This is a genomic window from uncultured Nostoc sp. (assembly GCF_964245575.1).
Lineage (GTDB): Bacteria > Cyanobacteriota > Cyanobacteriia > Cyanobacteriales > Nostocaceae > Nostoc.
Window position 1 is genome coordinate 1 of record NZ_CAXTNP010000114.1, and the last position, 23,265, is coordinate 23,265.

At 41.8% G+C, this 23,265-nt stretch carries 24 protein-coding genes; 12 read left to right on the forward strand and 12 right to left on the reverse strand.

Translation table 11 applies throughout. The features are described from left to right. Positions 1-246: 246 nt before the first annotated feature. The 4 genes from ACFFAP_RS18800 (at position 247) to ACFFAP_RS18815 (ending at position 2,125) form a co-directional block, all read left to right on the forward strand. Complete coding sequence (locus ACFFAP_RS18800) at positions 247-582, forward strand: DUF2499 domain-containing protein (RefSeq protein WP_375512623.1); 336 nt, start codon at positions 247-249, stop codon at positions 580-582. Beyond that, a complete protein-coding gene (locus ACFFAP_RS18805; protein ID WP_375512624.1) occupies positions 579-872 on the forward strand; it encodes a DUF3593 domain-containing protein in 294 nt (97 codons plus the stop codon). Before ACFFAP_RS18800 ends, ACFFAP_RS18805 begins: the two co-directional genes overlap by 4 nt. 34 nt (positions 873-906) lie before the next feature. Then, a complete protein-coding gene (gene hisA / locus ACFFAP_RS18810; protein ID WP_375512625.1) occupies positions 907-1,680 on the forward strand; it encodes a 1-(5-phosphoribosyl)-5-[(5-phosphoribosylamino)methylideneamino]imidazole-4-carboxamide isomerase in 774 nt (257 codons plus the stop codon). 115 nt (positions 1,681-1,795) lie between these two features. After that, positions 1,796-2,125 carry a hypothetical protein gene (locus ACFFAP_RS18815; RefSeq protein ID WP_375512626.1) on the forward strand — a complete coding sequence of 110 codons (330 nt, stop codon included), beginning with the start codon at positions 1,796-1,798 and terminating at the stop codon, positions 2,123-2,125. A gap of 295 nt (positions 2,126-2,420) precedes the next feature. On the opposite strand, the gene ACFFAP_RS18820 is transcribed toward ACFFAP_RS18815, so the two are convergent. After that, positions 2,421-3,500 (reverse strand): hypothetical protein, encoded by a 1,080-nt coding sequence (locus tag ACFFAP_RS18820; RefSeq protein WP_375512627.1) that lies wholly within the window; start codon positions 3,498-3,500, stop codon positions 2,421-2,423. Positions 3,501-3,553: 53 nt separating this feature from the next. Beyond that, positions 3,554-4,537 (reverse strand): hypothetical protein, encoded by a 984-nt coding sequence (locus ACFFAP_RS18825; protein ID WP_375512628.1) that lies wholly within the window; start codon positions 4,535-4,537, stop codon positions 3,554-3,556. A gap of 441 nt (positions 4,538-4,978) precedes the next feature. On the opposite strand from ACFFAP_RS18825, the gene ACFFAP_RS18830 reads away from it, so the two are divergent. The 5 genes from ACFFAP_RS18830 to ACFFAP_RS18850 all read left to right on the forward strand — a co-directional run bounded on the left by ACFFAP_RS18830 (position 4,979) and on the right by ACFFAP_RS18850 (position 11,160). Continuing rightward, on the forward strand, positions 4,979-5,731 hold the full coding sequence (locus ACFFAP_RS18830) for a response regulator transcription factor (protein WP_375512629.1): 753 nt from the start codon (positions 4,979-4,981) through the stop codon (positions 5,729-5,731). Positions 5,732-5,784: 53 nt separating this feature from the next. Beyond that, complete coding sequence (locus ACFFAP_RS18835; RefSeq protein ID WP_375512630.1) at positions 5,785-7,101, forward strand: sensor histidine kinase; 1,317 nt, start codon at positions 5,785-5,787, stop codon at positions 7,099-7,101. 29 nt (positions 7,102-7,130) lie between these two features. Beyond that, positions 7,131-7,799 (forward strand): phosphate signaling complex protein PhoU, encoded by a 669-nt coding sequence (gene phoU / locus ACFFAP_RS18840; protein WP_375512631.1) that lies wholly within the window; start codon positions 7,131-7,133, stop codon positions 7,797-7,799. A 918-nt stretch (positions 7,800-8,717) separates the two neighbouring features. Then, entirely contained in the window at positions 8,718-9,347 is a 630-nt protein-coding gene (locus ACFFAP_RS18845; protein ID WP_375512632.1) for a Crp/Fnr family transcriptional regulator, read from the forward strand. 127 nt (positions 9,348-9,474) lie between these two features. Further along, on the forward strand, positions 9,475-11,160 hold the full coding sequence (locus tag ACFFAP_RS18850) for an iron uptake porin (RefSeq protein ID WP_375512633.1): 1,686 nt from the start codon (positions 9,475-9,477) through the stop codon (positions 11,158-11,160). An 82-nt stretch (positions 11,161-11,242) separates the two neighbouring features. Here the strand turns inward: ACFFAP_RS18850 and ACFFAP_RS18855 are convergent, their stop codons facing one another. Beyond that, positions 11,243-11,503 (reverse strand): hypothetical protein, encoded by a 261-nt coding sequence (locus ACFFAP_RS18855; RefSeq protein ID WP_375512634.1) that lies wholly within the window; start codon positions 11,501-11,503, stop codon positions 11,243-11,245. Positions 11,504-11,776: 273 nt separating this feature from the next. Between ACFFAP_RS18855 and ACFFAP_RS18860 the strand changes: the two genes are divergently transcribed. Together ACFFAP_RS18860 and ACFFAP_RS18865 are read left to right on the forward strand one after the other, a co-directional pair. Beyond that, complete coding sequence (locus tag ACFFAP_RS18860) at positions 11,777-12,382, forward strand: DUF3318 domain-containing protein (protein ID WP_375512635.1); 606 nt, start codon at positions 11,777-11,779, stop codon at positions 12,380-12,382. Between the two features lie 350 nt (positions 12,383-12,732). Next, positions 12,733-12,924: a hypothetical protein gene (locus ACFFAP_RS18865; RefSeq protein WP_118167650.1), complete on the forward strand. Its 192-nt coding sequence runs from the start codon at positions 12,733-12,735 to the stop codon at positions 12,922-12,924. A gap of 210 nt (positions 12,925-13,134) precedes the next feature. Here the strand turns inward: ACFFAP_RS18865 and ACFFAP_RS18870 are convergent, their stop codons facing one another. The 9 genes from ACFFAP_RS18870 to acpP form a co-directional block, all read right to left on the reverse strand. Then, positions 13,135-13,539 carry a hypothetical protein gene (locus ACFFAP_RS18870; RefSeq protein ID WP_375512636.1) on the reverse strand — a complete coding sequence of 135 codons (405 nt, stop codon included), beginning with the start codon at positions 13,537-13,539 and terminating at the stop codon, positions 13,135-13,137. 356 nt (positions 13,540-13,895) lie between these two features. After that, entirely contained in the window at positions 13,896-14,042 is a 147-nt protein-coding gene (locus tag ACFFAP_RS18875) for a hypothetical protein (RefSeq protein WP_375512637.1), read from the reverse strand. Then, the gene (locus ACFFAP_RS18880) at positions 14,032-15,813 is read right to left on the reverse strand and encodes an ATP-binding protein (protein WP_375512638.1); all 1,782 of its coding nucleotides are present in this window, start codon (positions 15,811-15,813) and stop codon (positions 14,032-14,034) included. Before ACFFAP_RS18880 ends, ACFFAP_RS18875 begins: the two co-directional genes overlap by 11 nt. A 127-nt stretch (positions 15,814-15,940) precedes the next feature. Then, entirely contained in the window at positions 15,941-16,438 is a 498-nt protein-coding gene (locus ACFFAP_RS18885; protein ID WP_375512639.1) for a hypothetical protein, read from the reverse strand. Between the two features lie 508 nt (positions 16,439-16,946). Next, the gene (locus ACFFAP_RS18890; RefSeq protein ID WP_375512640.1) at positions 16,947-17,357 is read right to left on the reverse strand and encodes a type II toxin-antitoxin system VapC family toxin; all 411 of its coding nucleotides are present in this window, start codon (positions 17,355-17,357) and stop codon (positions 16,947-16,949) included. A gap of 5 nt (positions 17,358-17,362) precedes the next feature. Then, complete coding sequence (locus ACFFAP_RS18895; RefSeq protein WP_334961829.1) at positions 17,363-17,656, reverse strand: hypothetical protein; 294 nt, start codon at positions 17,654-17,656, stop codon at positions 17,363-17,365. A gap of 112 nt (positions 17,657-17,768) precedes the next feature. After that, entirely contained in the window at positions 17,769-19,796 is a 2,028-nt protein-coding gene (gene tkt, locus ACFFAP_RS18900; protein WP_375512641.1) for a transketolase, read from the reverse strand. Between the two features lie 306 nt (positions 19,797-20,102). Continuing rightward, on the reverse strand, positions 20,103-21,353 hold the full coding sequence (fabF, locus tag ACFFAP_RS18905; RefSeq protein ID WP_375512642.1) for a beta-ketoacyl-ACP synthase II: 1,251 nt from the start codon (positions 21,351-21,353) through the stop codon (positions 20,103-20,105). Between the two features lie 264 nt (positions 21,354-21,617). Next, positions 21,618-21,872 (reverse strand): acyl carrier protein, encoded by a 255-nt coding sequence (gene acpP / locus ACFFAP_RS18910; RefSeq protein WP_375512643.1) that lies wholly within the window; start codon positions 21,870-21,872, stop codon positions 21,618-21,620. Between the two features lie 421 nt (positions 21,873-22,293). On the opposite strand from acpP, the gene ACFFAP_RS18915 reads away from it, so the two are divergent. Beyond that, on the forward strand, positions 22,294-23,199 hold the full coding sequence (locus tag ACFFAP_RS18915) for a CoB--CoM heterodisulfide reductase iron-sulfur subunit B family protein (protein WP_375512644.1): 906 nt from the start codon (positions 22,294-22,296) through the stop codon (positions 23,197-23,199). Positions 23,200-23,265: the final 66 nt, after the last annotated feature.

Sequence of the window (23,265 nt, forward strand, 5' to 3'; positions counted from 1 at the left end):
GTTGAGCCTCTGAACTCGACACTTGAACCTTTGAACTTGGAATCTTTAAAATTCTAAAAGAACAAGCAAAGATTTTGTTTAAACAAATATAAAATTCAAGCTACATATCACCTTGACACCTTTACTCCTCTACAGACGCGATTAATCGCGTCTCTACTCCTCTACAGACGCGATTAATCGCGTCTCTACTCCTAACTTTTGTTGTACAGACGCGATTAATCGCGTCTCCTAACTCCTAACTTTCTTATGCACGCCCTATCGATTCCCACCTGGATTATTCATATTTCTAGCGTTATTGAGTGGATTGTCGCCATTTGGTTAATTTGGACTTACGGCGAACTCACTGGTAATCGCAATTGGTGGGGATTATCCCTTGCCATGTTACCAGCTTTGGTCAGCGCCATGTGTGCTTGTACCTGGCATTATTTTGACAACGCCGAATCTCTAGAATGGTTGGTAACGCTTCAAGCTACCATGACCTTAGTTGGTAATTTTACGCTTTGGGCAGCAGCGTATTTGATTTGGCGTTCTACTAAGTCTCCTAACACTGTTGAACCAAAACCTATTAACTCAGAGCAATGATTTCTAAAGAAACCCTGTTTGCACTTTCACTGTTTCCCTATTTGGGTTTCTTGTGGTTTATCAGCCGCAGTCCGCAAATGCCGCGTTTAGCGCTGTATGGATTTTACGGCACTCTCGTTTTTGTTGCCATTACCATCCCGGTGGGGATTTATGCTGTATTGCATTATGGCGAGTCTTTAGCCAATGTAGATTGGTTGCACGGAAGTGCAGAAGTATTTTTGACCCTTTCTAACATCTTGCTTGTGCTGGGTTTTGGGCAAGCTGTAAGGCAATTAAAAATGAAAAACTAGTGTTTGATTGTGTTGAGTTATGAGGAAAAGGTAAATGGATGTAATTCCAGCAATTGATTTACTAGAAGGTCGCTGTGTGCGACTATATCAAGGAGACTACGATCGCTCGCAAGTTTTTAGCGAAAATCCTGCTGATGTTGCCAAACAGTGGGTAGATCAAGGTGCTGCTAGATTGCATATAGTTGATTTAGATGGTGCCAAAGCAGGTAAAGTAGTAAATTTGGGGGCAATTGAAGCGATCGCTCATGCGGTATCAGTGCCAATTGAAATTGGTGGAGGATTGCGCGATCGTACCAGCGTCCAACAAGTATTCAATCTAGGCGTACAGTGGGCAATTCTTGGAACCATCGCCGTAGAACAACCCCAGCTAGTGCAACAACTCTGCCAAGAATTTCCCGAACAGATTATTATCGGTATTGATGCCCGTAACGGCCGCGTAGCAACTCGCGGTTGGTTAGAAACCTCAGAAGTTTTAGCAACTCAACTGGCTGTACAAATGCAAGAATTGGGTGCAGCCGCCATAATTTACACAGATATCCAGCGAGACGGTACACTTACAGGCCCCAATTTAGAAGCTTTGCGAGAACTTGCAGCAGTAATTTCTATCCCGATAATTGCCTCTGGCGGGGTAAGTTCTCTCACCGATTTGTTGAGTTTGTTGGCGTTAGAACCTCAAGGCGTGACTGGTGTGATTGTCGGACGTGCTTTGTACACTGGGGATATTTTACTCAAAGAAGCATTGCGAGCGATCGGGCCTGGGCGGATTCAGGATATTCCACCGAATCTTGGTTTTTCTACCTTTGCTTGACATTTTCTGTCTCTGGTGAAAAACACACTGTACTCGGTACTCCAAGTACAGTGGTGGCTCTCTTAACCAGTCCAGCTATTTGTTTTAGCTAAACAGTGAAGGTACGGAGGATGAAATGGTTGTTACACTGCAACTACACCAGATCGACCTTCAACCAGGGCAGTGCTTGACATTGCGCGAGATCAGTTGGGTAGAGTTTGAAGCAATTCTAAAGGAACTTGCAGAACATCACGCTGCACGAGTTGCTTACTATCAAGGGGTGTTAGAGATTCGGATGCCTTCACCAGAAGATGAAGTTGACAAAGAATTAATCGGCGACATGGTTAAAATCCTACTTGATGACTTAGAACTTGACTGGGAACCTTACGGCTCGACAACATTTAAGCGATCGCAAATGGCAGCAGGTGTATCTGTGATATATTTCTGTAATCAACAATACCCCTGATGTAGATACTATAGTAGATTTTAAAATTTAGTATTATGTCTAGTCAAGAACCAAATTCCAATCAAGCATTTAGGCAAACACAAGCTACCGGAACAAAGAAGAAGAAACCACAGCCTCCCGCAGACATCAAAAAACCAAATAAAACCGAATAAAAAGCATTATATAAGTGTACATCAGGGCAAGCTATTGAAGAGTAGGGAGGGGGTTATTGTACCTTACAAGGCTCGAGAATCGCTATAGTTCCTTGTAGAGACTTAAATTAAGTCTCTACAATTGTCATCAAAAATAAATTAGCTTATTTGTTTTTCGCTTGAGTCTTTGCTTGCTCTAAAGCTATTTCTTTAATAGCCTGATAGGAATTAACATTTGAAGTACCTTCAATAGCTTTAACCGCCAAATCTTGAACCTGTTTCAGGGCCGATTCAAGTTGTTTAGAAATATTTTGAATCCGCGTCTCTTGATTAGTAATAGTTTGTTCTAGAGATTGCAGCCTTTGTTCATAGAAACGCTTTTGCCCTTCCACTTCTTTATAATATAAATCTGATTTTACTTTAGCTTGGTAGTGGGCGATACCTTTGCCTTCTTCTGTAGCTTTTTTGATCGCTGCTTCTTTATCTTTCGGAAAAACCTCTACCTTTGCTTTTAATTCTTCAAATTGCTTCTCTTTCTCAAAAATCGCTTTCTCTCGTTCAGCCCACTGTTTTTCTGTTTCTTGTAGTAATTCTTCCAGTTGCTTATATAGTGCTTTATGTTCTTGTTCGTATTCGTCACTTTGCAATTGTCGCTGGAGTTCTAAATTATACTTGTACTCTGAAACATCGCGTTGCCGAGTTTTATTCAAGTTTTCATTCCGTTCTTTTACCGTTCGTTGCTGTTCCTCTTGTTCTTTTCCCCAAGTATTTCTTTGCACTAATATTTCTTGAGACAACACTTCATAACACTGGCTATATTCTTCCTGATAAGCTTTAATATTATCTTCATAGGCTTGGATGAGAGTATCCAAGATATCATCAGAAATTTCTAAATTGTGCAGTTGTATTAATTCTTGGATTTCTTCTTCTAAAGTTCGCCTAATTTCTTCTAATTTAGAAGCTTTTGTAGTTAGCTGTTCTGATAATTCATTAGCAGCACTGCCAAAACCTAATTGAATCTTCGCCAAGCTTTCAATTGTATTGTTCATCTTTTGTTGGACACTAGAAAGCTGATTCATAGCTGTTTTTTGTTCTAATTTAGGCTGTTCTTTAGTTCCAGACGGGTTATCCTTAGCAACTTGTTCGAGTTGCGATTTCAGCGCTGCTTTTTCTTTAGCTAACTCCTCATACGCCTGAATAATTTCTACTTTAGTATTCTTATCAGTCGGTTTTTTTACCACCACAACAAACCTCCTCTTCAGGAATTAAAAATGATGAAAATATTAAAGAATTATAACTATTTAGCATTAGAACTACTAAAAGCCCTCATAGCTAAGTCTTGTGCTTGTTTTAATGCAGTTTGCAATTGAGCAGAAATCCCTTCTATTTGCTCATACTGTTTCTTAATTGTTTCTTCCAGAGATTGAATTCTTTGTTCATAACTTTGTTTATTAGCTTCCCATTCCTTTTCAAATAAATCAGCCTCAATTTTAGCTTTTTGGCTTGTTTCTTTAATTGCCTCTTCCCTAGCTTTTTTAACAGCTTCTTCTAACTCATTAGGAAATCTAGCTACCTTTTGTTGATAGTCTGCAAAGAGTGGTTGGCGTTCAGTGAATATTTTTTCTCGTTCTTTCCAATCTTTTTCTTTTTTTTGAGAATTAACTTGTATTTCCCTTTGTTGTTGGCGCTTTATCGCTTCGTAGCTGTCTGTATTGAGTTTACGAGTAGTTTCTAATTTATACTGAGATTCTTCTTGTTCTTGTTGGCGCTCTTTGGCTAATATATCGTTATATACTTGAAGCTTTTCTTCATACTCTGCTTGTTCTTTTTGCCATTCTTTTCTTCGGATTGTAACTTCTTTTTCTAGTGCTTCTTTTTTGCTGATAGTATCTTGTTCTAGGATTTTTAATTTTTCTTGGTGTTCTTGACTTAAAATGTCTAGAGTATCCGCTATAACTCTGATTTGTTGAAGCTCTTGTAAGCGTTGAGTTTCAATTTCTATAGCTCGGTTCAATTCATCTAACTTGGAATTTTCCTGAGCTAGTTTTTCAGATAATCCATTGAGAATACTGCCAAACTCCAATTGTAAATCAGCTAAACCTTTGACAATACTATCAACTGTATATGCAGAAGCTGATTGCAGAATTTCTTGACTTTTTGCCTTTTCTGCTTCCTCTTGTTTGGTTGCTATTTTAGATTCCAGCTTTTTTCTTTGGATAATAATTTGTTGAAATGCTTGCATTAGTTGTTGTTTGCTGTCCTTGACTCCAACTGTAGTCATCTTCCAACTCCCTTCAATAGGCAATAATTTATTGGGTAGCAAGCCATACCAATGACTACCCTATGCAGACATCAGAATAGCTTTTAAATCAACATTTTTAGCACAGTGTAAGTACTGAAATGATCAACAGATGACACTTAGCTGGGTATAAATTTTCCACACATGTGTATTTCTGTTTTTCAGGTATAGTTTTCCCTTGCTCATTAGTACTTTTGTACTAAAGTAAATATACCCAACTTAATCTGCTCTTGTCAAGATAACCCTTCATAATAATTGCATCACAGTGATTTACGATTTAGGAGGGTGCTGTGGTATATGTTACTTTTTGTAAAGAAAATCTAAAAGAATCAACCCTAGTAGAAGAGTCGTTGCAGTAAGGCTAGATAATAGATTTCATCATCCTAATTGATACAAGCACAGTCCTAGACTTTTGTGATATCAATGTATACCAGTGAATCGACCAAATACTCTGCTAGAACGGACATTGGACAAACCAGCCGAATTCTAGTAGTAGAAGATGAAGAATTAATCCAGGAAATGCTAGCTGTAGCCCTTGAAGAGGAAGGTTATGGGGTGACAACAGCACCCGATGGACGGTCTGCTATAGAGTATCTCAAAAGTTTTGAAACCAATTCGGGGGAACTTCCCTTTGATTTGCTCATTCTTGATTTGATGCTGCCTCAAATCAATGGGCTAGATATTTGCCGTTTGCTGCGTCATCAAGGAAACCCAGTACCAATTTTAATGCTGAGTGCTAAGGGTAGTGAAACTGACCGCGTGCTGGGGTTAGAGGTGGGAGCAGATGACTACCTGACTAAACCCTTTAGTATGCGCGAGTTAGTGGCTCGTTGTCGGGCTCTACTGCGCCGCCAACGCCTAAGTAATTTACCACAAGTACCAGTATTAAAATTCAAGGATATCACCTTGAATCCCCAAGAATGCCGCGTGCTAGTTCGTGGTATCGAGGTGAATCTTTCCCCCAAAGAGTTCCGCTTGCTGGAACTGTTTATGAGTTACGCCCGCAGGGTATGGTCACGGGAACAATTGCTAGATCAAGTTTGGGGGCCAGATTTCGTTGGCGATAGTAAAACTGTAGACGTTCACATTCGATGGTTGCGCGAAAAATTAGAGCAAGACCCCAGTCATCCCGAATATATTGTGACTGTACGAGGTTTTGGCTATAGGTTTGGATAATTAGTTTGGATAGTTGTTAGTTTTTAGTAGTCACGAAGAAACTAACAACTCAAATGCTTTTATTGGGATTTTTTCTGGGTTTAGCGGTAGGCATTGGGTTTTGGGTTTGGCAACAGGTTCAACTTCACCGTTACCTGGGGCGCTTACTGCGACCGTTAACCTCGCATTCTTACAAGATGGGACTGCTGCTGATTCCTGGGTTGCGGCAGGAGATAGCAATGGTGAAGCAGCACCGACAAGATTTGCAGCAGTCGTTGCAAACTTACCAAGACCTGCTAGATTTTGCACCAGTGGGATATTTGCAGGTGGATGAGGAAAATCAACTGCTGTGGTGTAATGGGCAGGCGCAGGAAATTTTGTATCTGCACTGGCAACCAGAACAGGTGCGCTTGTTACTGGAGTTGGTAAGGTCTTATGAACTTGACCATTTAATTGAGCAAACTCGTGATTTGCAAAAACCACAGACGGGAGAATGGATATTTCATCCATCTTGTGATGATGCGGCAGAGATGGCAACAATAAAATCTTTGGCTTTACGGGCATCTAGCTTGCCTTTACCCAATGGACAAGTGGGAGTCTTTTTAGAAAATCGTCAACCCCTATTAGATATAAATCAAGTACGCGATCGCTCTTTTTCTGATCTAGCACACGAACTCAGAACGCCACTAACCTCGATTCGCTTGGTCGCGGAAACTTTACAAATCCGCTTGGAACCACCTTTAAATCGCTGGGTTAACCGCCTAATGCAAGAAGTTGACCGACTGATTAACTTGGTGCAAAGCTGGCTAGACCTCACCCAAATGGAAGCAAACCCAAACATGCAATTGCAAGCCAAAGTTGTAGAATTGCGATCGCTAATTACATCCGTTTGGGAAACACTAGAACCCTTGGCAGGGCGTCAACATCTGTCTCTTTCTTATTCTGGGCCAGAAAATGTTTGGATTAAGGCAGATCAAGCCCGTATTTACCAGGTTTTTCTCAACTTGCTAGACAATAGCATTAAGTACAGTCCTCCTTCTACAAGTATTTACGTTGAAGCGAAAATTTTATTAACAAAGGATAATGATGCTGTTTCCCCAATTCTCGAAATAAATCTTATTGATTCTGGAGTCGGATTTTCCGAGGCAGATTTACCCCACGTTTTTGAGCGATTTTATCGAGGAGATAAAGCGCGAACCCATTCCTCACAAGATGGTAACTCCATAGGAGCGATCGTTGGCAATGGATTAGGATTAGCGATCGTTGAGCAAATTATTCACGCCCACGGTGGTTCAATCAAAGCTATGAACCATCCAGAAACTGGTGGTGCGTGGATGCAACTCCAGTTTTGTGAAGTTATGGCAAACTCTTTAAGCCAAGACTATAGTTAATAATAATCTTCACCTTTGAGACAACAAGTGTGAAAGCTATCGATTATAGTCCTAATCCTCAAAGACCCGAACTAGCACGCGCCATTAGGCGCTTAGAACGGGATGTATTACGCATGGGTGCTTTGGTAGAACAATCATTTCGCCTCAGCCACCAAGCGTTATTTGCTCGTAACTTAACAGCAGCTGAGGAACTTCCCCGATTAGATAAAAAGATTGATCGCTTTTATAGACAAATTGAATCAGACTGTACGGCGATTATGACGCTGCAAGCGCCTAGAGTTCAAGATTTGCGGTGCTTAAGTGCCTTTATGCAGTTAGTGCGCGACTTAGAGCGCATTGGCGATTATGCTGAGGATTTAGCTGAAATTGCGATTAAAATTTTTCCTTACGCCCCTCATGCGTCAATGCCCGACATTGAAACTATGTCCCTTCACGCGCAGTCGATGCTAGCAACTAGCTTGAAGGCTTTGGGAGATTTCGATGAAGCCGGTGGACGCCGTTTAAAGCACCTAGATGATACTGTAGACGATGCGTATGATAGCGTTTATCAGACTTTAGCTCAACAACGCGATGTACCTGGTGTAGTTGAGCCAATTGTACTGCTAGCACTGGCAATTCGTTGTCTGGAACGCATGGCAGATCATGCCACTAATATCGGTCAAAGGGTATCATATATTGTCACCGGTCAACGCTCTTAATTGACGCTTCATCAGTCCACAGGCTTTAGCCATTACCTCTACAAACAAAGGCTGACGACTTAAGCGACTTAGTACAGCTTTGCGTAAAGCCGTGGCAAATTAGTTAAATGCTCCAAAAGTGCAGACTTTATAAAATTGATTCGCTACGAATTTATCAAATCCTGTAAAAGGTTATTTAGAAAGTAAGAATAAAACTGTAGGGTGTGTTAGGTGCATGTTTCGATATGATTTGTCAACAAAAACATGATATTAGCATCTAATGCACCATCTTACATAGCGGTGCGTTAACTTAAAGCCGTAACACACCCTACTATTTTCATAAATATTAGGACTCCTATTTGATTGCGTGAAAAAACAACTCGCCCTCAACTACAAAAGGCTGATTCCCTAGTAGAGACGCGATTAATCGCGTCTCTACTCCCTACTCCCTACCTACACAAAGAAGTTTAGAAATCAAATCTAATTCCTATATTAGGACTCATATTTGATTGCGTGAAAAAAACTCAGTACATCTTTATTCCTTCTTCCCAGTCCCCAGTCCCTAGTCCCCAGTCCCTACTCTCTACGAGTAATTCAGGAATCAAATCTAATTCCTATATTTGTGCCTACGGATCTCCTGAATCTTAAGAAAATATTAAATACTTAAAAGTAAGTTAACTAAATATTTTACTAAAAGCTTACCTATTCTTAAACTTGCACAATTAAAGTAACAGATAAACAACTGAAAAATTCCGGTCTATCTTACTGATAAATACCTCAATGTATAAGTTGTTTACAGAAAAACTTTTTGAGTTAGTTTCTAGCTCTAATTGAGAAGAATACACTGCCAATTATATAGGTAATATTTGATGCAAATTATTAGAGTTTCTTAATGATTGTAAATAGCGAGATTCCCTGATAATTCTGTAGTTCCGGTTAATGATGTATTCCACAACTCCTACTTCAAACTTTTCTGTCCTGTCAAATAGCTCTGCTTTGGGCGGACAATTAACCCAGCATATATTTACCCGTAGGGAAGTAATTCCACTTCAAAATGATGTACTTTGGCGGATTGAACACGGTGCAGTTCGTACCTTAACGTGGAGTGAAGATGGAACATTCATCACTCTCGGTTATTGGGGACTAGGGGATCTGATTGGCTATCCTTTATCTAAAGTTAAGCCCTACCAGATTGAATGTCTCACAGGCGTGGAAATAAGCATTGTGCCACCTCATTTGTGGCATCAAGATATTAATGCTTTGTTGTCTCATATTCAACAGGCAGAAAAGCTACTAAGCATTGTGCATCGAAAACCAATTTCGCTACGCTTATGGCAGTTTTTAGTGTGGTTAAGCGAAAAATTTGGACGTGATGTAGAGAAGGGTAAGCTAATTGATTTAAATGTTACCCATCAAGATATTGCTGAAGTATTAAATACCACGCGAGTCACAGTTACCCGACTCCTACAACAGTTGGAGGAAGAAGGAACAGTTTTACGTCACAAACGCCGCATTATTTTGCGGTTACCAAATAAAATAATTCAAAATTATAGTTCAGTACTATATTAAAGTACTTGTATTTATCACAGTATAAAGGTATTATCATAACTGTGATTGTGTGTAAAATTCCTGAAACTAAAGTGCTATAAGCATTTTATTCTGACTGGATTATGTAGGTGTGAGTGAGAGTAATAACATGACAAAACGATTCTGGAATCTTTGTAAGGTTAGTCCAGTTATTTTAGCTGCTGCATTTTTCGCTGCTAATAGTGCTGTAGCTGCTGAAGTCAACGAACAGGTAACAAATGTTGCCCAGTTATCTGAAGCTCAAGATTCTAACAGCATGAGCCAGGTAACATCAGTTTCGCAATTTTCGGATGTGCAGCCCACAGATTGGGCATTCCAAGCTTTACAATCTCTAGTTGAGCGTTACGGCTGTATTGCAGGTTATCCCAACAGTACCTATCGTGGTAACCGTGCTTTGACCCGTTATGAATTTGCCGCAGGTTTGAATGCTTGTTTAGACCGGGTTAACGAACTGATTGCTACAGCTACTGCCGATTTGGTCACTAAACAAGACCTGGCTACTTTACAGCGCTTACGAGAAGAATTTTCTGCTGAACTAGCAACCCTGCGCGGTCGCGTCGATGGACTAGAAGCCCGCACTGCTGAGTTGGAAGCTAATCAGTTCTCTACTACCACCAAGCTGGTTGGAGAAGGAATTTTCGCCGTCTCTGATGTTTTTGGTGACAATAGAGCAGTTCCTGCTGGTAATTCAAATCAAGACTTGAATTATAACACCACTTTTTCTGACCGGGTGCGTTTGAACTTGTTCAGCAGTTTCACTGGTAAAGACCAGTTGCAGATCCGTTTGAATGCTAACAATACCATTTCTAATGTTGGTGCTGCTGCAACCGCTACTACACCCGTTAGTGGTAGTGGTACTAACATGACTCGCTTGGGTTTTGATGGAGATAACGGTAACTCCATTGTGATTGATAAAATCAACTATGCTTTCAACTTTGCTAATGCGTTGCGTTTCAAAGTTGACGCTAGTGGTGGTGAATTATACGAAAACGTAAACACCTTCAACCCTGACTTTGCAAGCTCTGGTAAAGGTGCGCTCTCTCGCTATGGACGTTTTAGCCCCATTTATCGTCAAGGTCAAAATGGTGCTGGTCTGACTGTTACTTTCAATCCTGGCGGGCCTCTCAGTTTGACTGGTGCTTATTTAGCACCTACAAGTGGTACTGGTGGTATCTTTGGTGCTAATAATTCCGGTCTTAATAATGGGCTGTTGGATGGTGATAACACCATCTTTGGTCAGTTATCTTTTCAACCTAGCAAAGCCTTCAATATTGGTTTAACTTACGCCCATAGTTACTTGGCTGGCAATGCTGCTAACAGCCTCTTCCAAGGTACAGGTAGTACTTTTGCCAATAATCCTTTTGGGGTTGGTACTCGTACCGAATCCAATAACTACGGTGTAGAAGCGACCTTCCAATTTAGCCCTAAGTTGGCTCTTAGTGGTTGGGGAGGTTATACAACTGCTGATGCTATTACTGGTGCTAATGCGGGTGCAGATGCTGATGTTTGGTACTGGGCTGGAGCGCTTGCTTTGAGAGATTTTGGTGGGGAAGGCAACGTCTTGGGTGTTATCTTTGGTCAACCACCCAAAGTTACTGGTGGTAGCATCAAAAATGTCGTCGGCAATACTAACTTAGACGACAGTACCTCTTATCACTTAGAGGGTCTTTACAAGTTCAAGGTTTCCGATAATATTCAAGTCACTCCTGGTTTGTTGGTAATCTTCAATCCAGAGCATAACGACGCTAATGACACTGAATATGTAGGTACTCTACGTACCACCTTCTCCTTCTAAAATTGGTGATGGCAAATAAAGCTCAGAATTAGATAAACAAAAGCCCACCTCAAGGTGGGCTTTTGTTCAGGAAGAAAATTAGCTATGTGGGATTATGATCTGGCTGACTAGATATATCTGTTGAGGGGCGATCGCTACTCCAAGCCCACCAGACAGAGCCACAGTGACAGTAGTAAAACTCTTGCCATTTGCGACGACGGTCTTCTGTAAGTACAGGCGATCGCCGATTTAGCCAAACTTTTTCAGCTTCTCGACTACTTGAGTGGCAATTAGGACAGCAAAAATTGTATGCATGTATTGCCTTATTCGTCCATTCAGGCGGGAGGGTAGCAAAAGCGTCCATGTTGTTACAAATGTAGTAGCAATGGTTATCCAAAACTTTGAGGTTTTGAATTTAGCGGCAAACGGATACTATAAAATCCCGCCACATTATCAAACTGCTGAATCAATATTCTTATGGCTTGGTCTGAATCTATTAACTTTCTCGCCATTTATTGAAGTTTTCACTAATAGAACAACCATTTAGAAAAACTGTGAGAGCATCTCACAAATCAAAGGTTAACACGAATGACAACTAAAATAGTTACCATGCACATTATGGCTAATAATTAAATTTATGGAGCCAAATGTTGAAATTCGCCGTTTGTTAGATGTGATGCCTGCCTCTGGTCGGATGACGACAAAAATCGTTAGTAAGCCAGAACAGGCAAAAGTAATTGACGCCTCCTTTCCCCAACCCTGGAATCAGGCGCGACCGATATATATTAATTTCGATTTGTGGCGTCGTCTGACAAAGCCGCAACGAGACTTGCTGCTGTTGCAGATGGTTAGCTGGTTGACGGGGGTGAAGTGGTTTAAACCCGACATTTATCAAGGCCTAGTACTGGCGGGTCTGTTAGGCGGATTATTAGAAGCAGCACAATCAGATGTGGTGGGTGTAGCCGTAGCTGGGGGATTAAGTGCGATCGCCATTTTTCGGATCTGGCGCACTAATAAATCTCTTGAGTCAGAGTTAAATGCCGATGCAGCAGCAATTCGCATAGCACAACGGCGTGGTTATTCAGAAGCTGAAGCAGGGCAGCACCTGTTATCTGGAATTGAAGCGGTAGCCAAAATTGAAGGGCGTTCCAGTTTAGATTTTAGCGAGTTGATTCGTTGCCAAAACTTACGAGCGATCGCAGGTTTATCAGCAGTAAGTATGCCAGAAAATTATAACAAGTAAAAATAAACGTCTGTGCTGCTCATTTGTAGCCCCTTTAAATTGAAAAGGCTTTATATAAATGCAGATAACAAGCTTACATAAATTTTTGACGACGAACGATGTCAAAACATCTAAGTTTCAGATGAGGTTTTGGGTTTTTTTAGGTGCTTTGACCTAGCTTGGCACCAGTGATAACTAGCTGCGATGCGTGAGGCTAATCTACACTGGAAAAAGAGAATGTGTGTTTAACTAACTTAGATGTTCCAGGCTAAGGAGTTTAGTCATACCTTCTTGGTATTGGTTATGATGTGCTTACCTCATGTGGTAAAACTTAACTTAAATTCTGTCAGTTACTAACGGAGTTGATAGGAATGGGTAACTTTATTATTTTTGCCTTGATAGTAGTTTACGGAGGCGGCGTTTGGAAGTTTTGGAATGGCTTTGGACGGACTAATTTTAATCCAACTTTGACCAATCGCATTGGTTTATCTTTGCTATGGCCAGCTTTGTTTATTACAAATCAATCCTATCGTCGAAACTTTAGAAAGGCGTTGAAGGGCTAGAGTTTACTATTAAGTTTAAAGTCATCTGAACCTGACGGTGGCATATATCCCAATATAAATCTAACCCACCAACCCCCTTTCCCTACAAGGGAAAGGGGGTTGAATTTGCTCATCCTAGAAGGAGAGGAATTACAGGAGGGATAAGTTCGTAGTTTTTACAAGTGCAACCCGTTAGAAGTTGGGAAGGATTGTTGCTGATGAATTTAGGAATTATTTGCCATTGGTCAGCAGATGGATTGCTGCACCTACAGCTGCACCATCAACAGCATTCCCAAGGGTATCTTTGCTATCGCCAGTAATTACGCCAGTTACTGCGCTAGCGCCTGCACCGACTCCGACATCTTGACCAATATTTCGGTGATTGCGATTGCGACGGTTTCTCAAACCATTTGCACCATTGACGGCTGCACCAGTGACACCACCTTTGGCAGCATTGCCTAATACACTACCATTTCCCCTAATAGCTCCGGTTACCACATTGGTAACAGCCCCAATACCTGCATCTCTTAGTACTTGGTCATCAGCAGCAGCAGGTTTGGCGGGAACTAAGGTTACACCAGCTAAACTGGCAGCCATGAGGCTGGGTAGAAGTGTGCGCTTTAGGATATTATTCATTGTGTTACCTTCTCAAAACATCAAACAATTGGCTAAAAACCAAAGTTACTGAAATCGGATAAAATCTGATTTTTTTATCTGAACAACAGCAACCATTTATTGTTCGAGTACACATATATAATCGCATTTGCAAAGTCATAACTGTATCTACTGAAAGCATGAATATGGATTCAGTCCAGAGAAGGCCTTACTAATTTCTTAGGTAATGCTAGGGATTACGTATTGACAAGATGAATTAATTATGCATAATAACTTTTTAGATATGAAAGTTGCATTTTTTCATTACTAGCAAGCGATTACTAATGAGAAATTGCCTAGTGTTTACCCTATCTATCTAAAGGTAGTTGCCAAAGTAATTAAATTAAGTTGTCGGGGTTAATATTTAATTCTCTTAGCTTAGTAGCCAAGTGTTGCGATCGTGCTTGTGCTTGCTGCGATCGCTTCCATCCTGTTTGTAGCAAATTACCCTGATTATCCCACCAAGTTATTGCTTTATTTGTCACGTAGTGCTTCACGAGTGTAAGAATTGGCGTGTAGTCCCCAATAGCTGCGTAAATCGTCGTAAATACTATCTGGGTCAGAGTGCATATTTTCAGCTTTAGCATACGCCATAAATAGAACATCTATGGCTACTTCGACCTTTCTAGCAAGCCTAATTGCATCTTCAGCACTAATCTCTTTCGGATCTTGACCCGCCAAATCTTTTATAGGAACATAAATTTCTCGGAAGAAAGGATGACGGTAATTGTATTTAATGATTGCTTTACCATTGAGGTGAGTGATTTCAAATAATTCCTTACCAGACCATTCTCCATCAAAAATTGTTATGGGTAAATTTTGAATTTTTTGTTTGACCTCTTCTGCTTTTTCTGGATCTGTGTCTGGGTTTACTTTAATATCAGCTAACAAATCGTTGACAATTTGAGTTGCTGTCTCAAGACTAATACTCATACCACCTTTGCCTTGAGGTGATGTTTGTTCTGCTTGCTTAACAGCTGCATGAGCCGAATCATGTGCATCTGAAGCATTTCTCTCCACTGTTTCAGTAGAGTCCCATACATTCCTTATACGTTTACGTCCTTCGTTTACAGGTCTAACAAGGAATTCCCGCAACTTCTCACGAAGTTTAGATACTGGTTCAGCACCCCGTTTCACATGACGGACTTGCAAGTATTCGTCCAAAGTGGCAGGAAAACTTACCTCTACCCCAATGAAGCGATCTATATCTTGATCAACACCTCCAGTAAATAATCGAGGGATAATTTCGTAATAAATTTCTCGCCCATTTCGGAGTAAACTAACTCGCCCTTGATTATCGGGGATATTTAAGTCTTCAAACTTTTCCTTTTCGTCTCTACTTCCTCTACCTCCAAGTCCCCGCTTTTTACGAAATTCCTCTGGATAGAGCGTCACTGTAACCTGCACCTCATGACCATCAATGGAAATTTCTCCAGGCTTTGTCTGCTGTATAATTTCTGCTCGAAGGTCACGACCAAAGTTCTGTGTCACTCGCGGGTTCTCCAGTAGAAATAATGGGTCGTGAAGAGTAATACGAGACTGATTGATTTCAATATAAAGCCCTTGGTCAATAAACTTGCGATATGCACGAGCAATCAATTTAATAAAACCTGTGCGGCGTTCATCAAGAGATGAACCATACTTACCACCTTCAGTCAGACGGTCAACTTTAGACCAAATAACTAATGTGCCGGACTCAAAGGCAGTACCTTTCTTTGGGTGTTGCATTAAGTCATTGTACTCAGGAGGATAAGCATCAACAATGTCACCTTGAATATAAACCTGCTCACCTGATGCAACCAGATCCAAATCAAGGTATGCATGGAATATTTGATTGCTACCTAAAGGTTGGGTATAAATGTCTATTCGTCTTGCCTGACTAATCGCAGCAAGCTTCATTCCTACACCAAATCGACCCAAACCATCACGCTGATTATAGCGGGTTGAAAAACCAAGCGTTAATACGTGAGGTAATGTATCATACGGTATTCCAATACCATCATCAGCGAATGCGATCGCTTTAATAGCTTTGGAAAACTTGGTTTTACTTTTGGCAGTCATCGTAACTTCATTAGCTACAGTACCCTCTACAGTACGAATTCGGATAAATTGTGCTTTAGCTTCGATTGAGTTGTCAATGACTTCACCTCCTGCCGTTGCTAGGTCAAAGCCAGAATCACGCATACTTTCTAGGGCTTTATCGACCTGAATTAATTCTGCTGTGTAGTTTTGAGGCGAAGTTAGAGTTTGATTCATGATTTGCTTTTTCCTCTGATATTAAGATGACTAACTTTGTTAATTTCTGTCGAATTTTTAGTAATACCCTTCTATAATTTGGAAGGTTTGTAAAGTAGCTGATTTTGCCTGTTGCTGCTGAAGAAGCTCAAACATTCGTATCCTCTTTCCAAAGAGCTTTGGCTCGTCTGCGAGCTTGACTGATGCGAACACGAGCTTGTTTAACAGTAAGACCAAGATGTATAGCGATGTCTTCTGCTTCATAACCCTGCATGAGCAGAGATAAGATAGTCCGGTAATTGCTGTTAAGAGGAGCGTTGTTTAACCAGTCTATTATGCCTAGAATGAACTCTACAGAATTTGCTGATGAATCGGCTAGATTCTCAACAGATTGTTGGAGTTGAGTATTTTCTTCAGTATTTCTTACTTCAGCAATTGGGCAAATTTGGCTGCGGCGATGCATCACCTTTCTAGCATCGCTCAACGCATTTTTAATTAGATGATATGACTTCCTTCTGGAATGAGGATGGCGAAGCAAAGTATCGATAGCTCTATCTACTCGCTCAGTCCAATAAGGACTGGAGTAGAAATAACGAGCATTCCGTTTCTGAAGAATTTCAACGGCATTAGCTATGTTCTCGATCATTATTACAAACTCCTTGCTATGACCTTCTTTGGTCATGGCGTATTTGAATTGATCTTGGTTTATGTATTTGGTCATTCCTTGGTGTAGTCGCCATCAGGTCGATCACACCGAATGTGTCTTATTTTAGACGAGCGTGCGCTAGCCTATCCGTTAAATTAAGGGGTGTAAATCGGTAAAAAATTTCATATTCGGGAAAGTTTTCTTTTCAACCTTAGTCAACTTGCACCATTAAGGCTTGGTCTGCATGATCTTTGGCTTACTTGTACAGGCTCTATATTAAATATTTATAGTAAACCGTATATAATAAATATTTTAAATCTGATTATATACATATTTTATTTAAAAAATACGTACTAAAGAGGTTTTATACCTAAACTACACAAAAGCTAGTGCTGACTAGATTTCAAAAAAATAACGTAAAGAAGATTTGAGGCTTTCAAAAACTGATGTTTAAATTTAGGCTCAACCTAGCTATAGGTGCGATCGCTTTCTCCTCACTACACCCAACTCAAGGTTCTGTTCTTGCCCAATTCTCTAAATTAATTCCCTGCACTCTCAGCAAATCAGAATCATTGGAAACGAGAATTAAACCGCGTGTAATTGCTGTAGCCGCTATCAATATATCTTGTTCTTGTATCGTCAAACCCCTACGTTTTAAATCCACATGGATTTCGCAGGCTCTCTCAATAATCTCTATATCATCCAAGAATAAAACTTCATATTTTTGAGAAAACTGATTAAATTCTGCTAGCTGCCTCGTAGCATTTGCATACAAAAGCCCTCTTTTAACTTCATAATAAGTTATACAACTGATAAACACTTCTTGTCCCGAACGATTAGCATCCCGTAGTTTCCTGCCAACAGTTGCATTTCTCCTCAAAATGTAACTAACAATATTTGTATCTAATAAATAAGTCACTTAATCTATTTTCGTTTTACTGCTTCATCGTACATTTTGATTTGCTCTGGGGTCAAATCATTTAACGTACCAGAAACAGCCTCTAAGACAAGAATCTTATCAATTCTGCGTGTCAGTTCATGCTCGGTAATAGCTCTCATTTCTTTTTGTGACAACTGCCCAAAGAGTTCTACCAACATTTCTATCATTTCCTGTTGGTTTAACTTAACTTGATATAAGCTATTACCTTTAATTAGCTTTTCAACGATTGGTGATATGCGGTTACTCAGTTCTTGATGATAATTAGCAACTTCTGGCATAATTCCCTCCATTAATCAAATAATTCCCCTAATTATAAACAATCTCCCTCAGCGTAAAAAAAAGGTGGACAAGATGCCCACCTCACACAATTTCAAGAATATTCTGTTGCTATTAACCCAATAATTGTTTAGCCTTAGCTAACACATTATCAGCGCTAAAGCCAAACTTCTCTAAACAAACATTGCCTGGAGCCGAAGCACCAAAGCGATCAATGCTAACGCAATCGCCTTCAGTACCCACGTATTTGTGCCAACCGAAACTGCTAGCAGCTTCTACAGATAAACGCTTGGTGACAGCTTTCGGCAAAATGGACTCTCTATAAGCCGCATCCTGTGCTTCAAACAGTTCCCATGAAGGTAGCGAGACGACACGAACTTTCTTGCCTTCGGCTGTAAGTTTTTCGGCTGCGCTGACGGCGAGGCTCAGTTCTGAACCAGTGCCAATCAGGATGATATCAGGTGTACCTTCACTATCTACCACGGTGTATCCACCTTTCGCCACGCCCTCAACCGATGTACCTGCCAAGTTCGGGACATTTTGACGGGTAAATGCCAATAGAGACGGAGCATTTTGCTTCGCCTTCTCGATCGCTATTTTATAAGCGCCAGAGGTTTCGTTACCGTCTGCGGGACGAAACACCGTTAAATTAGGAATGGCTCGCAAGGAAGCCAGAGTTTCAATGGGTTGGTGGGTGGGGCCATCTTCACCTTGCCCAATGGAGTCGTGAGTCATCACCCAAATCGAGCCAGCTTGGGAAAGGGCGGATAAGCGGATGGCGGCACGCATATAGTCTGTGAAGATCAAGAAGGTAGCACCGTAGGGAATTAATCCTGAAGCGTGCAGCGCTATACCATTACAGATTGCGCCCATAGCATGTTCCCGTACCCCAAAGTGGATGTTGGGGTTTTCGTAGTGTCCTTTTTGGAAGTCGCCTTTGCCCTTAACTTCGGTAAGGTTAGAGTGGGTTAAGTCAGCCGAACCACCAATCAATTCAGGTAAAACCCCTGCCAGTTTATTGAGGCAAGTTTCTGAGTGTTTGCGGGTGGGCAGTCCTTTGTCTTCGGGGGTGTAGGTGGGTAGTACCTGATCCCAACCATCAGGTAGTTTGCCGCTTATGTAACGTTCAAATTCAGCTGCTTCTTGACCATACTTAGCTTTGTAGTCCGCAAAGGTGTTGTTCCATTCGTCTTCGTAACCTGCACCACGTTCCACTGCTTTGCGTGTGTGGTTGAGGGCCTCTTCTGGGACTACGAAAGGCTCGTATTCCCAACCCAAATTTTTCCGAGTCAATGCGATTTCGTCTCCGCCAAGGGCAGCACCGTGAACACCAGCAGTGTTTGCTTTATTGGGGGAACCGTAACCAATAATGGTTGTTACCTTAATGAAAGAAGGCTTATCAGTAACAGCTTTGGCTGCTTCAATTGCTTTGGCGATCGCTTCTAGGTCAGTGTTGCCGTCCTTGACGTGTTGGACGTGCCAACCGTAAGCTTCAAAGCGCTTAGAAACATCTTCGGTGAATGCTACATCGGTGGAACCGTCGATGGAGATGTGGTTGTCGTCGTACAGAGCGATGAGTTTGCCTAATCCCAAGTGTCCTGCGAAAGAACAAGCTTCACCAGAAATTCCTTCCATGTTGCAACCGTCACCCACAATCACGTAAGTGTAATGGTCAACAATCTTGGTATCGGGTTTGTTAAATTTAGCGGCCAGGTGCGCCTCTGCGATCGCTAGACCAACTCCATTGGCAATTCCTTGACCCAAGGGGCCAGTTGTGACTTCCACGCCTGGGGTCATGAAGTTTTCGGGGTGTCCAGGGGTTTTGGACTCCCATTGACGGAATTGCTTGATATCTTCAATGCTGACGCTATCATAGCCTGTCAGGTACAGTAGGGCATACTGTAACATCGAGCCATGACCAGCAGACAAGACAAAGCGATCGCGGTTAAACCATTTGGGATTCTTGGGATTAAACTTCATAAAGCGATCCCAGAGGACAAAAGCCATCGGAGCCGCGCCCATTGGTAGTCCTGGGTGTCCCGATTTTGCTTTTTCTACGGCATCAATAGCCAAGAAGCGGATCGAGTTAATAGCCAGTTCTTCGACGGACAATTGTTTGGCAGATTGGGTTGCAACAGTCATAATCTCTTGTTTTTAACGACGGGTTAGCACTCTTGGTAGCTTCTCTTGTTGGGGTTATTTTAGATTCCCCACAGTATCCTCATCATCCCACTCCCGCTTGTCGATGGACAAGCGGGATCTCCTGAGTTTCTGGTGATAAATCAAGCTGATAATTGGGTCATGCTGAACGCTTAAGTTATATCGGAATGATATCTATGATACTTTGGGCAGGGGGCAGGGAGCATTGGCCAAACGAGCATAGTCGGATAAAGCTACTGAATTCTGACTCCTGAATTCTGACTCCTGCCTCCTGCCTCCTGACTTCTTTTAGACGTATTTCTTAAAGGCCAGTGTGACATTATGACCGCCAAACCCAAAAGAATTGGATATTGCCACCTCGACTTTTTGAGCGCGGCTATAGTTAGGCACGTAATCTAAGTCACACTCTGGATCAGGATTTTCCAGATTGATTGTCGGTGGAATTTGGTCATTAGCGATCGCCAGTACTGTTGCGACTGCTTCAATACCTCCAGAACCGCCCAATAAATGACCTGTCATCGATTTAGTGGAGCTAATTGCCACCTTATAGGCATGTTCTCCCAAGGCTTTTTTGATTGCTGAGGTTTCAGTTGAATCATTAGCTGGGGTACTAGTGCCGTGAGCATTAATATAGCTAATCTGTTCGGGAGTTATGTTGGCATCTTTGAGCGCTAGTTCTATTGCTCTAGCGGCTCCGAGTCCACCAGGAACGGGGGAAGTGATATGGTAAGCGTCACAGGTCATACCATAGCCGATGATTTCGGCATAAATGTGAGCGCCGCGACTGAGGGCGTGTTGCAGTTCTTCGAGAATTAAAATTCCTGAACCTTCACCCAAGACAAATCCATCGCGATCGCGGTCAAAGGGACGGCAAGCTCTATGCGGATCGTCATTGCGAAAAGAGAGGGCTTTGCAAGCGGCAAACCCAGCCATCGATAATGGTGTCACAGCCGACTCTGTTCCGCCGCAAATCATTGCCTGGGCATATCCTCCTTGAATTAACCGAAAAGCATCGCCTACAGCGTTAGAGCCAGCAGCGCAAGCAGTTACAGGGCAGGAATTTGGCCCTTTAGCACCCGTGTGAATTGCCGTTAATCCTGCTGCCATATTGGCGATCATCATCGGTATCATGAATGGACTACAGCGATCGGGCCCACGGTTGAGGTAGATAGTTTGCTGGTCTTCTAATACCTTAATGCCACCAACGCCAGAACCGATCATGACACCTACCTGTTCTGCATTCAGTTCATTAATAACTAACTGCGCGTTAGCTATAGCCTGTTTTGCTGCCGAAACCCCAAATTGGGCAAATCGATCCATGCGCTTGGCCTCTTTGCGTTCCAAGTAATCATGTGGATCGAAGTTTTTTACTTCTCCAGCAATGCGGCAATCATGGCGAGACGCATCAAAAAATGTGATGTGGTCAATGCCATTACGTCCACTCAATAATCCATCCCAATATTCTGTTGCTGTGTTACCGATAGGTGTAATCGCGCCAACACCAGTTACAACAACGCGTTTACGTGTATTATCTGTCATGATTCAGTTAAAGGTGGCGAAAAAGCAGCAGGCATTAAATAGTGCTGAGTTTCGTTAGCGTTAGCGGGGCGTTTAGCCCGTCCTGAGTTCTGAGTTTTGGAAGCACCCAAAGATGGAGAAAACTCCGAACTTTTGCCTCCGAAAACTCTAACTCCGAAACTTTTAACCGTTCAGCACTCAGTGAAAAGTCAAAGCAGTGATTTTTGCCTAGATGCCCAGAGGGGGCATGGCATTGCCATTTAAACTTCAAAGACTCAAAACTTTTTAAGCTGATGCGGTAACTTTGTTATTGATGTAATCTACTGCGTCTTGAACCGATACAATCTGTTCGGCAGCTTCGTCAGGAATTTCGATATCAAATTCTTCTTCCAAAGCCATCACCAGTTCAACGGTATCCAAGGAATCTGCTCCTAAATCTTCCATAAATTTGGACTGAGGAGTGATTTTGTCAGCATCTTCAACACTCAGTTGTTCGGTGACGATTTTCTTGACCTTATCAAAAAGTTCGGTTTGGCTCATAAATAATAAAAGTCCTTAACCAGTTGCTAGGTTCTGCTCTTTACGGGAAACATTGTTTTGAGCATATACATCTTATCGTCAAGCGCGATCGCCCGTATACTACTAAGGGTTTTTCTGTTAGAAAACCCCTTCTTTTACTCAAAATAATCGGGTAAGTTTTCTTAGAATTGGCTAGGGGAGCGGACTATGCCATTGCCAACAGTATGTAAATGTTTAGGTTGTCCAATTATTGCTAACTTTTTTTACAATGTCTCGGTCAGTATTTACAGCCTTGCTAGCAATCAGAATATATAGACGCTGCGGCTTTGAACCTAGACGGTTAAAGAGATGGTGAACGTCAAACATCAGAGCTTAGGTGCTAACAAAGAATAATAAAACAGTTATTGTTTTAGAGCGATCGCTCTAACCTAAACATACCTCTATGCTATCTCAGACACTCAAATACGCTTACTTCCCCGGTTGTGTTGCTCAAGGGGCATGTCGGGAACTTTACCAGTCAACTCAAGCGCTTACCCAAGCACTGGGTATTGAACTGGTTGAACTTAAAAAAGCTGCCTGCTGCGGTTCTGGCACATTTAAAGAAGATTCTAAACTGCTGGAAGATACAGTCAACGCCAGAAATATTGCCCTAGCAGAAGAATTAAATTTGCCCCTACTTACTCATTGCAGCACTTGTCAAGGTGTTATCGGTCATGTGAACGAACACCTGAAAGAATGTAAGACTTCTGACCCTGCGTACATTCAACAGGTTAATGGCTTACTGGATAAAGAAGGCTGTTCGCCTTATCGCGGCAGTACCGACGTTAAACATCTCCTTTACGCCTTGGTAACAGATTACGGTTTAGAGGAAATTACCAAACGTGTCACCCGGAAGTTAACTGGATTAAAATGTGCGGCTTTTTATGGCTGTTATCTCCTCCGCGCCCAAAAATCTATGCCCTATGATGACCCCTTCCAACCAGAAGCGATGGAAAATATGTTTCGGGCGGTGGGTGCGACACCAATTTATTACCGAGGCCGGACACAATGTTGTGGTTGGCCGCTTGCTAGCTATGCCACTACCCAATCTTTCAAGATGGCGGGGATGCATATTCAGGACGCTTTGACTTCTGGTGCTGACTGTATAGTTACGCCTTGTCCACTGTGCCACTTAAATTTAGATTCGCGTCAGCCAGAGGTAGAAAAGGTGATTGAACAGAAGCTAGGTTTACCAGTGTTGCATTTACCCCAGTTGATTGCTTTGGCACTTGGGGTTAGTCCAAAAGAACTGGGTTTAGAACGCCACGTTGTTTCCACAAAGCCAGTGCTGGAGAAATTAGGATTTTAATTTCTCAACTGGACATTTCGAGTTTAAAGGCTCAACATCCGAGTTCAGAGGCTCAACTTCCGAGTT